The following is a 15,548-nucleotide window of genomic DNA, read 5'->3' on the forward strand; positions in this document are numbered from 1 at the left end:
GCCAACCCGCTGCGGATTCTGCGCGCGGCAGCACCCGAATTATCAGGGATACGTGTAGGGTGGAGACGCACAACCATCGGACTGTGTAGCACAAGGCTTGTTCTAGACGCTTCATCTCGTCCGCTACCGATGGTCGATTCCTCCTCCTGACAAAGCTTTTGCTGAAAGGGGTGTCTTATGCCACCACAGCAAGCAGGAAACGTCGTCGCGACCCTCCGCCCCCTCTGGGCGAGGACCTCGCTAGACACTGGAGTGTCCAACCACTCCTGACGTGCCCTGACACCGACCGTGAGAAGTCGTGTGTGCCGAACGCCGTTTCCGGCAGCCCGGAAACCGACGGTACTACATGAAAAGAATGCTGATTAACGCAACTCAACCCGAAGAGTTGCGTGTTGCACTGGTAGACGGCCAGCGCCTCTACGACCTGGACATCGAGTCAGGTGCACGCGAGCAGAAGAAGGCCAACATCTATAAAGGCCGAATCACTCGCATCGAACCCAGCCTCGAGGCTGCCTTTGTCGATTTCGGCTCTGAGCGCCACGGCTTCCTGCCCCTCAAGGAAATCTCCCGCGAGTACTTCAAGAAAGCCCCTGAAGGCCGCGTCAACATCAAGGACGTCCTGAGCGAAGGCCAGGAAGTCATCGTTCAGGTCGAGAAAGAAGAACGTGGCAACAAGGGCGCAGCCCTGACCACCTTCATCAGCCTCGCAGGCCGCTATCTGGTCCTGATGCCCAACAACCCTCGTGCCGGCGGCATCTCGCGTCGTATCGAAGGTGAAGAGCGCAACGAACTGCGTGAAGCCCTCAATGGCCTGATCGCGCCAGCCGACATGGGTCTGATCGTTCGTACTGCCGGCCTGGGCCGCAGCAGCGAAGAAATGCAGTGGGACCTCGATTACCTGCTGCAACTGTGGACCGCTATCAAGGAAGCGTCCCTCGATCGCTCCGCCCCTTTCCTGATCTACCAGGAAAGCAACGTCATCATCCGCGCCATCCGTGACTACCTGCGCCAGGATATCGGTGAAGTCCTGATCGACAGCATCGAAGCCCAGGAAGAAGCACTGACCTTCATCCGTCAGGTGATGCCGCAGTACGCCAGCAAGATCAAGCTGTACGAAGACAGCGTTCCGCTGTTCAACCGCTTCCAGATCGAAAGCCAGATCGAAACCGCCTTTCAGCGTGTTGTCGAACTGCCTTCCGGCGGCTCCATCGTCATCGATCCGACCGAAGCCCTGGTGTCCATCGACATCAACTCGGCGCGCGCCACCAAAGGCAGCGACATCGAAGAAACCGCCCTGCAGACCAACCTTGAAGCGGCTGAGGAAATCGCCCGTCAATTGCGTCTGCGTGACATCGGCGGCCTGATCGTCATCGACTTCATCGACATGACGCCGGCCAAGAACCAGCGCGCGGTGGAAGAGAAAGTCCGCGAAAGCCTGGAAGCCGACCGTGCCCGCGTGCAGATCGGTCGTATTTCGCGCTTTGGCCTGCTGGAAATGTCCCGTCAGCGCCTGCGTCCATCGCTGGGCGAAAGCAGCGGCATTGTTTGCCCTCGCTGCAACGGCACCGGCATCATCCGTGATGTTGAATCGCTGTCGCTGGCCATCCTGCGCCTGATCGAAGAAGAAGCCCTGAAAGACCGCACTGCAGAAGTGCGCGCTCAGGTGCCGATCCCGGTCGCGGCCTTCCTGCTCAACGAAAAACGCAACTCGATCACCAAGATCGAACTGCGCACCCGTGCCCGCATCATCATTCTGCCGAACGATCAGCTGGAAACTCCGCACTTCGAAGTTCAGCGTCTGCGTGATGACAGCCCTGAAGCGCACAGCAGCCAGACCAGCTACGAAATTGCTGCTGCCGCTGCCGAAGTGGAAGAAATTGCACCACTGGCCGCCGCAACCCGCACCCTGGTTCGCCAGGAAGCAGCCGTCAAGACTGCCCCGGCCCGCGCCAATGCGCCGGTCCCGGTAGAAGCCGCTGCCCCTGCGCCAACGCCTGCACCGACACCTGTCGCTCACGAGCCAAGCCTGTTCAAGGGTCTGGTGAAATCCCTGGTCAGCCTGTTCGCGACCAAGGAAGAGCCTGTCGTTCCGGTCGTGGTCGAGAAGCCAGTTGCAGAACAGCGTCCAGCCCGCAACGAGGAACGCCGCAACGGCCGCCAGCAGAGCCGTGGCCGCAACAATCGCCGCGACGAAGAGCGCAAGCCTCGTGAAGAACGCGCCCCGCGCGAAGAACGTGCAGAGCGCGCACCGCGTGAAGAGCGTGCTCCACGTGAGGAACGTGCACCTCGTGAAGAGCGCACCGTTCGCGAACCGCGTGAAGCCCGCGAGGAGTCGGCTCCGCGCGAAGAGCGTCCAGCCCGTACCACCCGCGAGCGCAAGCCACGTGAAGCGCGCGAAGATCGCCCGGTTCGCGAACTGCGCGAGCCTCTGGATGCAGCCCCGGCAGTGAACCTCGCTCGCGAGGAGCGTCCTGAACGCGCACCACGCGAAGAGCGCCAGCCGCGCGCACCTCGTGAAGAACGTCAACCACGCGCCGAACAGGCCGCAGCTGCCGTGAGCGAAGAAGAGGAAGTGCTGCTCAACGAAGAGCAGACACATGACGAGAACCAGGAAGGCAACGACGGTAGCGAAGGCGACCGCCCTCGCCGCCGCTCGCGTGGCCAGCGTCGTCGCAGCAATCGTCGTGAGCGTCAGCGCGATGCCAATGGCAACGTGATCGAAGGCTCCGAAGAGAACGGCAACGAAGAAGAAGGCAGCGCCACCGACCTGTCGGCGGGTCTGGGCTTCACCGCCGCAGCTTCCGCTGCCAGCAGCGTGATCAGCGCGCCTGCCGAAGCCGACGCGCATCAGCAGGCCGAACGTGCCAACAGCAACGCAGCCGCTGCAGACGCCGAGGCTGTGCATCAGGAAACTTCTGCCGAAGCGCCTGTGACTGAAACGCCAGTAGCTGAAACGTCAGCCACCGAAGCACCGGTTGCCGAAAAAGCACCGGCCGTTGCCGAGACGACTGTCGAAGCACCTGCCGTTGAAGCCCCTGTGGCAGACGATGCTGCTGTAGCACAGCCTGCTCCAGAGGTTGAAGTTCAGCCGGCAGCGGTCGAAGCACCTGCGATTGCGGCACAGTCCGAACTGTTCGAAGCACCTCACGCAGAACGCGTAGTGCCGTTCAAGCCGACGCCAGAGCCAGCACCACAGGCGCCGGTCGAAGCAGCGGCTCATGAGGAAGTGCCAGCCACTGAATCATCCGAACTGCCAACGCCTGCGCCTGCTGCTGTTGTCGAGCCGGTAGCGCTGAAAGAAGAGCCTGCTCCTTACGTCGCACCTCAGCCGGTCGTTGAAGAACAGGCACCTACCCCACAAGAGCAGGCACCTGCGGCTGAAGAAGCAGCGCCTGCACCAGTGGTCAGCAGCACGGGCCGCGCACCGAACGATCCTCGCGAAGTTCGTCGCCGCAAGCGTGAAGAAGAAGCACGTCGTCAACAGGAAGCCGCTGCTGCCAGCGCTCCAGTCGTCGAGGCAGCGCCTGCTGCTGCTGAAGCAGAATCGGCACAGCCTTCACCGGCAGCCGAGGAAAAGACCGAAGAAGCGGCAACTGAGCAACCAGCAGTTAAACCGCAACATGAAGCCGAGAAAGAAAACGAGCCTAAACCCCTCGTCTAATCCCGGCCCATGAAAAAGCCCCGCCTGTGCAAACAGGCGGGGCTTTTTCATGTCCGTTGGTTGAGGATTGCACCGCGTTCATCTTCAATACGCGGCGCTTGATCTGATCTCTTCGCGAGCGAGCCCCCACAAGAGCCCCTTTCCAGGCTATCAGTAGAGGTTTGGCTCCATCTCCAGCTCGATACCGAAACGTTCGGCGATATCAGTCTGGATACGGCGCGCCAGACTTAGCAACTGCAAGCCACTGGCCTGCCCATAGTTGACCAGCACCAGCGACTGCAGCTTGTGCACGCCAGCATCACCATCGCGATACCCCTTCCAGCCCGCCTGCTCGATCAGCCACCCGGCCGCCAGCTTCACTTGGCCATCGTCCTGCGGGTAGCCGACCACGCCTGGGTGCTGCTGTTTGATCGTTGCGTACAATTCGGCAGCGATTATCGGGTTTTTGAAGAAACTACCGGCATTGCCCAGCACAGCGGGGTCAGGCAGCTTTTCACTGCGAATGGCGCAGATCGCACGACTGACATCGAACGGCGTCGGCTGATCGATACCCTGCTCGTCGAGACGCTGACGAACCGGGCCATATTCGAGGTGCAGGCGAGCGACGCGACTGAGCTTGAAACGTACACGCAGGATTAACCAGCGCGCGACCTGATGCTTGAACACGCTGTCGCGGTAGCCGAACGCACAATCCTGCAGAGAAAACTCGCGCAATTCGCCCGTTTCACGATCCAGCGCCGTCAGGCTATGGAAAACATCCTTGATCTCGACGCCATAAGCGCCGATGTTCTGCATGGGTGCCGCGCCAACGGTACCTGGAATCAGACTGAGGTTTTCCAACCCCGCCAGCCCCAGCTCCAGACAGGACTGCACGAACGGATGCCAGGGCTCGCCGGCCTCTGCCTCGACAATCGACTCGAGACAGTCCTCGTGCACGATGCGAATGCCGCGGCTGGCCATGCGCACCACCAGTGACTGCACGTCAGCGCTGAGCAGCAGGTTGCTGCCACCGCCAATCACCAGCAGTGGCACATCGTGCTCGGCCGAATAGGCCAGCGCCTCGCGAACGTCATCATCGCTATGCGCTTCGGCAAATAACCGGGCTTGCACATCAACACCGAACGTATTGAACGGCTTGAGGGAAATCGCGGACTGCACCTGCAAGGTCATACCCTCGCCTTCCCGAACCACTGGACGAAGCGCATCAACCCTCCAGCAAGCGCCTGACGCGCTCCAGGTCTTCAGGCGTATCGACGCCACCAGGTGGCGCCTCAAGGGCATCGGCAACGTGAATCCGCACGCCATTCCACAGCGCACGCAATTGTTCCAGGCTTTCGGTGTTTTCCAGCCAGCACGGCCCCCAACTGACGAAGTCATGCAGGAAGCCCGCACGGTAGGCGTAGATACCGATGTGCCGACGATAAGGCACGCCGGCAGGCAACTGGTCGCGGTTTGCTGCGAGCGCATCGCGCGCCCACGGCAAGGGAGCCCGGCTGAACGTCAGCGCCAGGCCGTTGATGTCCGTAGCTACCTTGACGATGTTGGGGTTGAACAACGCGGCCACGTCGTCGATAGGCTCGGCCAGCGTAGACATGCCGGCTTCGGGATGGGCGGCCAGATTGGACGCCACCTGGTCGATCACCGCTGGCGGGATCATCGGCTCGTCGCCCTGTACATTGACGACAATCGCGTCAGTCGCCAGGCCAAGTTGCGCGGCCACCTCGGCCAGACGATCGGTGCCGGAGTTGTGATCGTCGCGCGTCAGCAGCACTTCGGCACCAAAAGCCTGACAGGCTTCGACAATGCGTGCATCGTCGGTGGCAATCACCACACGCTCGGCGCTGCTCTTGCACGCCTGCTCCCAGACCAGCTGAACCATGGGTTTGCCGGCAATGGTTTTCAGCGGCTTGCCCGGAAAGCGGCTGGAGCCGTAGCGCGCGGGAATGACAACGGTAAACGCTGCGGTCATTTTTCCAGCCGCTCGTCGGTGCTCAGGGTGCGAGCTTCGCTTTCGAGCATCACCGGGATGCCGTCGCGCACCGGATAGGCAAGACCTGCGCCCTTGCTGATCAGCTCGGTCTTGTCGGCGCTGAGCTTCAATGGTCCCTTGCAGACAGGGCAAGCGAGGATATCGAGTAGTTTGGTGTCCATAGGAGATCCTGAAGCAATCATGGAGAAAGACGTAGCAGTTGCTGGTCGAACCAACCGACAAAGGCATCGGAAGGTAGTGCATCCACTGCCAGATACCACCAGTCATCAGCGGCAAAGGCACGACATTTCACCGCATCCTTCTCGGTCATGACCAAAGGCAGCGCGGGGGTAAATGTCAGCGCCTCGGCACTGTAGACAGCATGGTCGGCGAATGCGTGAGTCACCGGCCGCCAGTGTAATCCTTCGAGGGTATTGAAGAAACGTTGGGGATTGCCGATTCCGGCGACCGCATGCAGCGCCTGCCCGGCCGGAAAATAATCCACCGGCTGACGTTCGCCACTGCGCAGATTGATCAGCGCCGAAGGCTTGAGCCTGAAGGCATAGCCGTCGTCCCTGTCAGCCGTCGCGCCGTTATAAAGCAGGGCGTCGACACTGCTCAGCCGCTCGACCGGTTCGCGCAATGGCCCGGCCGGCAGACAACGGCGATTGCCCAGACCACGGGCGGCATCGATCAGCACCAGCTCCAGGTCGCGGGCCAGCCGGTAATGCTGCAAGCCGTCGTCGGAAAGAATCACATCCAGCGGTTCGGCAGCGAGCAAGGCCTGTACGGCGCGACTGCGATCCGGATCGATCATCAGCGGCACGCCGCAGCGCTGCACGATGAGCAGGGGCTCGTCCCCCGCCTCGCTGGCACTTTGTTCAGGCAGGACGCGCCACGGCAGGCTTGGCGGCGTGGCGCCGTAACCGCGGCTGACCACACCGACACGCAGGCCGCGACGGCGGCAGTGCTCGATCATCCAGAGAATCAACGGCGTCTTGCCAGTGCCACCGACGGTGATATTACCCACCACGATGACCGGCACCGGCGCGCGATAGATATCACCCTCGCCCGCCAGAAACCGTGCCCGTTTGCGCTCTACGACACGCCGGTAAAGACCTTCGAGCGGGCGCAATAGCGCCAGCGCAGGGTGGCCCTTGTACCAGGCATCGAGCAAACGGTCAGTGAATGCCATCAGTTAGCCGGTGTGGCCTCGACGGTGGTCATGCGCAAATGACTGAAGCCCAGCTTGCCCGCCGCATCCATGGCCGTGATGACCGACTGGTGCGGGGTCTTGCCGTCGGCGCTGATCGACAGCGGCAGGCTGGTATCGCCCCCCGACTCGCGCTGCAGCGCCTCGATCAGCGTCGCCAGATCGTTTTTCGGCAACAACTGATTGTTCAGCGAGAAAATCCCGTCGGCGTTGATGGCAATGTCCAGCTGTTTGGCGCTGGCGTCCACGTCCGGCGTTCCGGTAACGGCCTGTGGCAGATCGACCCGCAACTGGGTTTCGCGAGTGAAGGTGGTCGTCACAATGAAGAACAGCAGCAGGATGAACACCACGTCAATCAGAGAGACCAGATTGATGTCGATGTTTTCCCGGGGTCTGCGACGGCGAAATTTCACTTCTTCTTGCCCCCGCCCGCTCTGGCCAGCGACTTGAGATCGATCTTGGCGTCGATCAGATCGACATCGCGGTCGCCCTGCACCACTTCAACCAGACGAATGGCCTGTTGTTCCATGCCGACCACCAACTCATCGACGCGGCTCTGCAGGAAGCGATGAAAGAAAATCGCCGGGATCGCGACGATAAGACCCGACGCCGTACAGATCAGCGCCTTGGAAATACCACCTGCCAGCACGCCGGCATTGGCGGTGGCCCCGGAACTGTTGAACGAGCCGAAGATATCGATCATGCCCAGCACGGTGCCCAGCAAACCAAGCAGCGGCGCCATGGCAGCGATCGAGCCCAGTGCGCTGAGGTAGCGCTCCAGCTCATGAATGACCCGGGCAGCGGCTTCTTCGATGCACTCCTTCATGATCTCGCGACCATGCCTGGAATTGGCCAGACCTGCGGCAAGGATTTCGCCCAGCGGCGAGTCAGCGCGCAGCTGCTTGAGTTTTTCGCCGTCCAGCTTCTTTTCCTGAATCCACTGCCAGACCTGCCCGAGCAGGTGCGGTGGCGTGATACGGCTGGCACGCAACGTCCACAGGCGCTCGATGATGATGCCGGCGGCGGCGATGGAGCTCAGAATAATCGGCAGCATCATCCAGCCGCCAGATTTGACCAGTTCCCACACAGTGATCACTCCCTCGAAAAATTGGCGCCACTCTACCATAGGGTCGCCAAGTGCCGAACGCCGAGATCGATATCCATTCACTCAATTACGCCAGAAGCGCCGTTGCGCACGCTCGGCCTGCGGCGCTCCGAACGTACCCAGTTGCAGACGCACAGCGCCCAGCTCGACACTGTCGTAACTGGCGATGCCCAAGCCTCGATAGCGCGCCATGACCAACGGGTGTGGGTGACCGAACGCATTGTTGCGACCACGGGAAATCAGCACGCCGACCGGTGCGACGGCGCGAAGAAACGCTTTGGACGATGAGGTCCGGCTGCCGTGATGCGGCGACTGCAACCAGTGGGCACGCAGGTCGAACCCGCTGTCGATTGCCGCGCGCTCGGCGCTCACGTCGATATCGCCCGCCAGCAGCAGACGCTCGCCCCCGGCGTCGACGCTGAGGATGCAGGAGGCGGGGTTGCCGTCAGGCCCCTGCTCCCAGCGCCACGTGGAAAACACCACGCCATCCCACTCCCAGCGCGCACCGCTCTCGCACAATCGGGCGTCGAGTTGCGGCGCAAGTCTGGCCAGCTCGCCACCCAGCACCCGGCTTACCGGAAAAGCCTGATGAACCGCTGCTGCACCGCCGGCATGGTCTGCGTCGGAATGGCTGATCAACATCAGGTCAAGATGGCGGACACCTGCCTTGCGCATGGCGGGCACGACCACGCGCTGACCGATATCGAACTCACCGAAACGCGGACCTGCGTCATACAGAAGTGTGTGATTGCGAGTGCGCAGGAGAATCGCCAGGCCCTGCCCCACATCCAGTTGCAACACGTCTACCTGGCCTTCAGGCACTGATTCGAGCGGCGGAAAAACGCACAGCAACAGCAACGGCCAGCCCAGCGGACGCATGGGCACGCCCTTGGGCAGTAACAAGAGCAAGGCCCCGAGCAGACTCAACCACCATGCCCAGACCGGCACCGCACTGGGCAGCCAGGCCGGCAACGCTGCCGCCACCGCGTCGAGGAACACGAACAGCCACTGCAGCGCCCCGCCCGCCAGCCACAGCAGACCTTCCCCGACTACAGGGACTGGCAGCAACAGCGTTCCGAGCAATGCCGGAGGCAGGACGATCACGCTGACCCAAGGCACGGCAAGCAAGTTGGCGAACGGCCCACTGAGGCTGATCGGCAAGTTCAGCGCCAGCAAGATCGGCAACAAGCCAACGGCGATCAGCCACTGCGCCCGTGTCCAGCTTTGCCACCAGCGCCAGGCGCCGAGACGCCCACTGAAAATCAGGATCAGAATGCCGACCGCCGCGAAGGACAGCCAGAAACCCGGCTGCAGCGTCACCAGCGGCTCGAAGATCAGCACCGCGTTAAAGGACAGCAACAAGGGCCAGACCACGCCCAGATGGCGAAAACGCAAGCGCCACAGCAGCACCATCGCGACCATCACACAGGCGCGCCGGACTGGCACCTCGAAACCGGCCAGCAGTCCGTAGCCCAGTGCAGCGCTGAACGCCAGCGCACACGCCCACGGCAGCCAGGGCAAAAAGCGTGGCCACAGCCCCCAGCGCGCCAAGCCTGCGACCAAAGCGTAAATCACCCCGGCCAGCAAACCGATGTGCTGGCCGGAAATGACCAGCAGATGCACAGTGCCGGTATCCTGCAACACCTGCCAGTCGGTGCTCGATAGCCCTGAGCCATCGCCCAGCACCAGCGCTGCCAGACCGCCCTCCCGGCCCTGCGCATCGACCGCCAGCAGGCGCTGACGAAGGGCATCGCGCCAGGCGGCACGCGCGGGTGCCAATAGCTCACCATCCACCACCGTGCCGGTCGCACCGATGCGCTGCGCCAGCAGCCAGGCCTCATAGTCGAAAGCATCGGGATTGACCAGCCCGGACGGTCGCTTGAGTTTGACCGCCATGCGCCAGCGCTCCCCGCTGTTCACGGGCTGGCCGCCGTACCAGGCCACCCGGATTCGCGCGGGCAGTTTGGCACGTCGTGACCAGGCGCCTTCCAGCTCGAAACGCACCACACCTTCGGCGACACTCGGCAAACCGACCACCTTGCCCTGTACCCACAACGTCTGACCATCGAGACGCGGCGCCAACCGGTCACTCAGCGCCCACTGCGCCGACACGCACGCCCAGGTGAAACCGAGCAGGAACAACGCCAGCGGATAGGTACGGAACGGCAGCAGCATCAACGCCAGTATCGGCATCAGCAGCAATAGCCAGATCGGCGGCAGCGCCGGTAGAAAACGCAGGGCAAGCAGCCCGAGCGCGAGCGCGATCATCCCTGTGCGCATGACGGTTCCTTGCAGCGGAAAGCCTCAAGAATCAGCGCACTGGGGAAATGTCGGAAGAGGTGGTGTGTTGCAGAATCTGAACGGCCGGTGCCGGCCAGCGTTCGACCCTCCAGCCTGGCGGGTCGAAGCCAATGTGTTACTGACGCATACCGCGACCGCTCACCAGCAACCTGGCGCAGCCGATATACAGCACGATGGTCGCCACGATCATGAACGCCAGGGCGATGCTGATCTTGATGTCGGAGACGCCCAGAATGCCGTAACGGAAGGCATTGACCATGTGCAGGACCGGGTTGGCCAGCGACACGGTCTGCCAGAACGGCGGCAACAGGTTGATCGAGTAGAACACGCCGCCCAGGTAGGTCAGCGGGGTGAGCACGAACGTCGGGATGATCGAGATATCGTCGAAGTTACGCGCAAACACTGCGTTGATGAAACCCAGCAACGAGAAGATCGTCGCCGTCAGCACGACCACGATGATGGTCACGCCCAAGTGGTGCACTTGCAGGTCGGTGAAAAACATCGACAGCATGGTGACGATGAAACCGACCATCAGCCCACGCAACACACCGCCCAGGGTGTAGCCGACCAGAATGGTGTGCGGCGAGACTGGCGACACCATCAGCTCTTCGATGGAGTGCTGAAACTTGGCACCGAAGAAGCTCGACACCACGTTGCCGTAGGAGTTGGTGATCACCGACATCATGATCAGGCCCGGCACGATGTACTGCATGTAGGTAAAGCCGCCCATGTCACCGATCTGGCGACCGATGAGGTTACCGAAGATGACGAAGTACAGAACCATGGTGATGGCTGGCGGCAGCAGGGTCTGCGGCCAGATCCGCATGAAGCGGTGCACTTCACGGTAGACGATGGTTTTCAGGGCAATCAGGTTGGGGCGCAACTCGCCGTTGGGTACGGTCATACCGCCACCTTCGCGAGGTTTTTTTCCACCAGGGACACAAACAACTCCTCAAGGCGATTGGATTTGTTACGCAGGCTCAAAACTTCGATGTTCTGGAAGGCCAACTGGCTGAACAGCGCCGTGATGCCGACGTTCTTGTCGACCTGCACTTCCAGCGTGTGACTGTCGAGCAGGCGGCAAGGGAAACCGGGCAATTGTGGCGCGGTCTGCCAGGACGCCTTGAGATCAAGCACGAACGTCTCGACGGTCAACGTGCTGAGCAGCTGCTTCATGCCGGTGTTCTGCACGATCACCCCGTGGTCAATGATGCCGATGTTGCGGCACAGCTGTTCGGCTTCTTCCAGGTAGTGCGTGGTGAGGATGATGGTGATGCCTTTGCTGTTCAGCTCGGTCAGAAAGGTCCACATCGAACGGCGCAACTCGATGTCCACGCCTGCGGTGGGTTCGTCGAGGATCAGCAGGCGCGGCTCGTGAATCAGCGCACGGGCGATCATCAGACGCCGCTTCATGCCGCCGGACAGCGAACGTGAAGGCACGTCGCGCTTTTCCCACAGTCCCAGCTGCGTCAGGTACTGCTCGGCTCGCTCCTTGGCGATTTTCGCCGGGATGCCGTAGTAGCCTGCCTGAGTGACGACGATGTCCAGGGTCTTCTCGAACTGGTTGAAGTTGAACTCCTGCGGCACGACACCGATGCAACGCTTGAGCGCAGCAGGCTCGCGATCCAGGTCGTGGCCAAAGATGTTCACCGTACCGCTGGTCTTGTTGACCAGTGTCGAGATGATCCCGATGGTGGTGGATTTGCCAGCGCCGTTGGGGCCCAGCAAGGCGAAGAAATCACCTTCGGCGACGTCCAGATCGATGCCATTCAAGGCCTGGAAACCGTTGCCGTAGGTTTTGGTTAACTGCCGAATGGACAGAGCGGAAGACATATCGGGAAAGGTACTCATCAGAAAAAGGAATTGAAGATGACTGTCACCAGCCGCCTGCCGTGACGACCCAGCCGCGCAATGGTGCTCGGCTGCGCCGTTCAAGTACAGACACATCTGTTAATAGTAAATATCGAGCACCGGACATGCACCCGATCAGCCCTTTCTCCTGCTCACATCACATGCTCAGGTCAAAGGGGTCATGACCGCCTTGCGATAAGCCGGGCGCATCTTGAGACGCTCATACCAGGCTTGGAGGTGAGGCAGCGGCGGACGTTCAATCGGCATTTCAAACCAGCCGTAGGCGAAGCATCCCAAGGGAATATCGCCCATACCGAACGCATTGCCAGACAGATAGGGCTGTCGCGACAGCGCCTCGTCGGCCACCAGCAGCAGGCTGTGCAGCGTCTTGATGCCTTGCTCGATGGCCGGCCAGTCCTGTTTCTCGGCCGGCGTGCGTACTACGCCCCAGAACACCGGGCTAAACGGCGCGGCGATGGTCGAGGTGGTCCAGTCCATCCACTTGTCTGCATTGGCGCGGGCCTGCAGATCTGCGGGGTATAAATCAGAATCGGGGGCATGGCGGGCGGCCAGATAGCGCACGATGGCGTTGGACTCCCACATCACGAAGTCGCCGTCTTCGATCATCGGAATCCGGCCGTTAGGGTTTTTCGCGCGATAGGCCGCTTCGTTGACCAGGCCGAATGCACCACCGGCGTCCTGCGTCTCGTAGGGCACGCCCACTTCCTCGGCAATCCAGAGTGCCTTGCGCACATTGCTGGAATTCTTCCGCCCCCAGATCTTGAGCATTGCGTTCCCCTCGCAGTCGCTGATAAATAAAGGCTCACAGTCTACCCCGAAGCGGCGGCAACTTACTCGTCAACCAGGGGTCACTATCGATGTCGCCCCACCACTGCCTGGCGACCAGTTCTTGATCGCTGCCACGGCGGCGGTCATCACGGAGGAATACTTATGCTGTTGTTGTGGATTGTTGTGCTGGTCGTCGGCATTGCCTGGCTGGCTCATCGGCGAACCGCCCCGCTCCCGGCGCTTGGCGTGGTAGCTGCCTACATGCTGGCCATGGGTATTTTCAGTCACGCGCCAGGATGGCTGCTGACGGTGTTCTGGTTGCTCTGGCTGGCAGTGTTCATACCGGTAATGCTGCCCGATCTGCGCCGTAAGCATTTCACTGCGCCGATGTTCAGCTGGTTTCAAAAAGTCCTGCCGCCGATGTCGCAAACCGAGCGTGATGCGATCGATGCCGGCACGGTCTGGTGGGATGGCGAGCTGTTCAGCGGTCGCCCGGACTGGGACAAGCTGCTGGCCTACCCTAAAGTCCAGCTGACCGAAGAGGAACAGGCCTTTATCGACGGGCCGACCGAAGAACTCTGCGCGATGGTCAGCGACTGGGAAATCGGCCAGGCCATGGACCTGCCGCCGCAAGCCTGGGCGCACATGAAAGCGCACGGTTTCTTCGCGCTGATCATCCCCAAGGAATTCGGTGGCAAGGGCTTCTCCGCCTACGCCCACTCCCAGGTGGCCATGAAGCTGGCCACTCGCAGCGGCGACCTGGCCTCCACAGTGATGGTGCCCAACTCCCTCGGCCCGGCTGAACTACTGCTGCACTACGGCACCGACGAGCAACGCAATCATTACCTGCCACGTCTGGCACGCGGTGAAGACATTCCCTGCTTCGCGCTGACCGGTCCGCTGGCCGGTTCCGATGCAGGTGCGATGACCGACACCGGGATCATCTGCAAAGGCCAGTGGCAGGGTGAAGAAGTCATCGGCCTGCGCCTGACCTGGGAAAAACGCTACATCACACTCGGCCCGGTCGCGACCCTGCTCGGCCTGGCTTTCAAGGCCCACGACCCTGAGCACCTGCTCGGCGAAAAAGAAGATCTGGGCATCAGCCTCGCGCTGATTCCGACCGAGACGCCCGGCGTGGAAATCGGCCGCCGTCACCTGCCTCTGGGCGCGGCGTTCATGAACGGCCCCAACTCGGGTAAGGACGTGTTCATCCCGCTGAGCTACCTGATCGGTGGTCAACCGATGCTGGGCAAGGGCTGGATGATGCTGATGAACTGCCTGTCGGTGGGTCGTTCGATCTCGCTGCCGGCCGTCGGCACCGGCGCTGCGAAGTACACCAGCCTGGTCACCGGCCAGTATGCGAAGGTGCGTGAGCAATTCAATGTGCCTATCTCCGCATTCGAAGGCATCCAGGAAGCGTTGGCGCGTATCGGCGGCAACGCCTGGCTGATGGACAGTGCGCGCATGCTGACGGCCAATGCGGTCGACCTGGGCGAGAAGCCATCGGTGCTCTCGGCGATCCTCAAGTACCACCTGACCGAGCGTGGCCGCGAGTGTATCGGTCACGCCATGGACGTGCATGGCGGCAAGGGCATCATCATGGGCCCGAACAATTACCTGGGTCGCAACTGGCAAGGTGCGCCGATCTTCATCACTGTCGAGGGCGCCAACATCCTTTCGCGCAACCTGATGATCTTCGGCCAGGGCGCGATTCGCTGCCATCCGTTCGTGCTCAAGGAAATGGCCTTGGCCGGGCGTGAGGACAAACAGCAGGCGCTGATCGAGTTTGACAGCCTGCTGCTCAAACACATCGGTTTTGCGGTGAGCAATGCCGCCAGCACCTTCATCCTCAACCTGGGCTTCGGTCATTTCGAAAGAGCGCCGGGCAACGGCCTCAGCCAGGGCTATTTCCGCGCGCTCAACCGCCAAGCAGCAGCGTTCGCAATGCTCGCTGACTTGAGCATGATGCTGCTGGGTGGCGAACTGAAACGTCGCGAACGCCTGTCGGCCCGCCTGGGTGACGTGCTCAGCCATATGTACCTGGCCTCGGCGGCGCTCAAGCGTTATCACGACCTCGGATCACCGGACCACATGAGTCCGTTGTTCCGTTGGGCCATGGAAGAAAGCCTGGGGCATTCGGAACGTGCGATGGACGAGATCCTCAGCAACTTCCCCAACCGCATACTGGGCGGGGTGCTGCGTGCCGTAGTGTTCCCGTTCGGTCGCCGGCACAAGGGACCGTCGGACAAACTGGATGCCGAAGTTGCTCAGGTACTGGGCCGCGCCAAGGGCGATCCGACGCTGGAAGAGCTGCTGGCAGGCTGCTATCGCCCGCAATCGGCAGACGATCCGGTCGGCGCGCTGCAACAAGCCATCGATCTGCTCAGCGCTGCGTATCCGCTGCACAAGAAGCTGCAAGTGGCCATCAAGAGTGGTCAGGTCAAGCCGGACGCCGGCGAGCCGGTCATTGACGCCGCGCTGCGCATCGGTGTGTTGCAGGCCGACGAAGCGCAGACCCTGCGTACCGCCGAGGCAGCGCGCCGCAAGGTGATCGATGTGGATGATTTCGACAAGGAAGAACTGACCCTGGCAGCCGGCAAGATTCGCTGATAGTCAGGTCGCACCACACAGCAGGCGCGTAGAGCTTTATACTCTCGCG

12 protein-coding genes are annotated in these 15,548 nt (G+C 61.7%); 2 read left to right on the top strand and 10 right to left on the bottom strand.

From position 1 onward, the window contains the following. The first annotated feature begins 355 nt into the window (after positions 1–355). Positions 356–3,661: a ribonuclease E gene (rne, locus tag JOE34_RS23495; protein WP_046265772.1), complete on the top strand. Its 3,306-nt coding sequence runs from the start codon at positions 356–358 to the stop codon at positions 3,659–3,661. 150 nt (positions 3,662–3,811) lie between these two features. Here the strand turns inward: rne and murB are convergent, their stop codons facing one another. The 10 genes from murB to JOE34_RS23545 all read right to left on the bottom strand — a co-directional run bounded on the left by murB (position 3,812) and on the right by JOE34_RS23545 (position 12,889). Beyond that, positions 3,812–4,831, bottom strand: a complete 1,020-nt coding sequence (murB, locus tag JOE34_RS23500; RefSeq protein ID WP_044311729.1) for a UDP-N-acetylmuramate dehydrogenase — start codon at positions 4,829–4,831, stop codon at positions 3,812–3,814. A gap of 34 nt (positions 4,832–4,865) precedes the next feature. Then, the gene (gene kdsB / locus JOE34_RS23505; RefSeq protein WP_010405598.1) at positions 4,866–5,630 is read right to left on the bottom strand and encodes a 3-deoxy-manno-octulosonate cytidylyltransferase; all 765 of its coding nucleotides are present in this window, start codon (positions 5,628–5,630) and stop codon (positions 4,866–4,868) included. Then, positions 5,627–5,812 (bottom strand): Trm112 family protein, encoded by a 186-nt coding sequence (locus tag JOE34_RS23510; RefSeq protein WP_002552679.1) that lies wholly within the window; start codon positions 5,810–5,812, stop codon positions 5,627–5,629. Before JOE34_RS23510 ends, kdsB begins: the two co-directional genes overlap by 4 nt. A 17-nt stretch (positions 5,813–5,829) precedes the next feature. Then, positions 5,830–6,825: a tetraacyldisaccharide 4'-kinase gene (lpxK, locus tag JOE34_RS23515; protein WP_024648606.1), complete on the bottom strand. Its 996-nt coding sequence runs from the start codon at positions 6,823–6,825 to the stop codon at positions 5,830–5,832. Then, on the bottom strand, positions 6,825–7,256 hold the full coding sequence (locus JOE34_RS23520; RefSeq protein ID WP_003317468.1) for a biopolymer transporter ExbD: 432 nt from the start codon (positions 7,254–7,256) through the stop codon (positions 6,825–6,827). Before JOE34_RS23520 ends, lpxK begins: the two co-directional genes overlap by 1 nt. Further along, positions 7,253–7,969: a MotA/TolQ/ExbB proton channel family protein gene (locus tag JOE34_RS23525; RefSeq protein WP_003317467.1), complete on the bottom strand. Its 717-nt coding sequence runs from the start codon at positions 7,967–7,969 to the stop codon at positions 7,253–7,255. The genes JOE34_RS23520 and JOE34_RS23525 overlap by 4 nt, the downstream gene beginning before the upstream one ends. A 42-nt stretch (positions 7,970–8,011) precedes the next feature. Further along, positions 8,012–10,228, bottom strand: a complete 2,217-nt coding sequence (locus JOE34_RS23530) for a DNA internalization-related competence protein ComEC/Rec2 (protein WP_209996726.1) — start codon at positions 10,226–10,228, stop codon at positions 8,012–8,014. A 136-nt stretch (positions 10,229–10,364) separates the two neighbouring features. After that, positions 10,365–11,153: an ABC transporter permease gene (locus JOE34_RS23535; RefSeq protein ID WP_010405533.1), complete on the bottom strand. Its 789-nt coding sequence runs from the start codon at positions 11,151–11,153 to the stop codon at positions 10,365–10,367. Next, the gene (locus tag JOE34_RS23540; RefSeq protein WP_003317464.1) at positions 11,150–12,082 is read right to left on the bottom strand and encodes an ABC transporter ATP-binding protein; all 933 of its coding nucleotides are present in this window, start codon (positions 12,080–12,082) and stop codon (positions 11,150–11,152) included. The genes JOE34_RS23535 and JOE34_RS23540 overlap by 4 nt, the downstream gene beginning before the upstream one ends. A gap of 183 nt (positions 12,083–12,265) precedes the next feature. After that, positions 12,266–12,889: a glutathione S-transferase gene (locus JOE34_RS23545; protein WP_003346579.1), complete on the bottom strand. Its 624-nt coding sequence runs from the start codon at positions 12,887–12,889 to the stop codon at positions 12,266–12,268. Positions 12,890–13,051: 162 nt separating this feature from the next. Between JOE34_RS23545 and JOE34_RS23550 the strand changes: the two genes are divergently transcribed. Further along, positions 13,052–15,499 carry an acyl-CoA dehydrogenase gene (locus JOE34_RS23550; RefSeq protein ID WP_065093606.1) on the top strand — a complete coding sequence of 816 codons (2,448 nt, stop codon included), beginning with the start codon at positions 13,052–13,054 and terminating at the stop codon, positions 15,497–15,499. The last annotated feature ends 49 nt before the right edge of the window (positions 15,500–15,548 follow it).

This window comes from Pseudomonas sp. PvP028, assembly GCF_017832255.1.
Taxonomy (GTDB): domain Bacteria; phylum Pseudomonadota; class Gammaproteobacteria; order Pseudomonadales; family Pseudomonadaceae; genus Aquipseudomonas; species Aquipseudomonas syringae.